We start from the raw sequence: 617 nt of genomic DNA, 5'->3' as shown, positions 1-617 counted from the left end.
CCAAACCACGATCCGACTTGATAAACTTCTCCACGATAAACACTCGCCTTTCTATGAAAATCTTTGTTTGTCACGCGCGGCCCGCCCGCAATTAACCCGCGCGGGCCACGCACCTAAAATCCGACTCGATCAATTACGCCCGATGAACCGCACCGGGAACCGGGACCACGCGAACGTGCCCCCGCCATTAGTACCCGCGTCCAACACGTCGCCTTCGTCGATCACGAACCCGTGCCCGGCAAGCACGCCCCGCGCCGCATCAAGCACCATGACCATTGCGCGCACCGCGTCAGTCTCACTATCGGGCCAACCCAACCCCGGGTAGCAACGGCCCACATCCTCACACCCCGCAAGATCGTCACACCCATCAGTGAGAGCCCAAGCGCCGCTATTCACGATCAGCTCGAACCGATCAGACCCATCAAACAGCGGCAGGTCCTCACGCTCCCACTCATCCACCGGGACAACGCCCAATTGCTTGAGCGTGTCGCCCTCAAACGTGTAGCACATGATAAACACTCATTTTCTTCGCGCGTTAGGTAGCACGAACACCGCCCCTAATGGGTAAACAAACTGAACGGGGGCAGTTTAGACACATGCCCAGGTGCGCGCCCTAG

Annotated in this window: 1 protein-coding gene; it reads right to left on the bottom strand. The window is 58.8% G+C overall.

Features of this window, described 5'->3' with window-relative positions:
• Positions 1-129 precede the first annotated feature (129 nt).
• The gene (locus tag HMPREF3167_RS08735; protein ID WP_148132434.1) at positions 130-510 is read right to left on the bottom strand and encodes a hypothetical protein; all 381 of its coding nucleotides are present in this window, start codon (positions 508-510) and stop codon (positions 130-132) included.
• Positions 511-617 lie beyond the last annotated feature (107 nt).

This window comes from Trueperella sp. HMSC08B05 (genome assembly GCF_001808405.1).
Classification (GTDB): domain Bacteria; phylum Actinomycetota; class Actinomycetes; order Actinomycetales; family Actinomycetaceae; genus Trueperella; species Trueperella bernardiae.
Note: the sequence above shows the minus strand (reverse complement) of the source record. Positions and strands in the feature narration are given on the sequence as shown.

Bases quoted from the DNA above. Each gene is read 5' to 3' on its own strand.
- HMPREF3167_RS08735 (WP_148132434.1), bottom strand. From the start codon at position 510: ATGTGCTACACGTTTGAGGGCGACACGCTCAAGCAATTGGGCGTTGTC.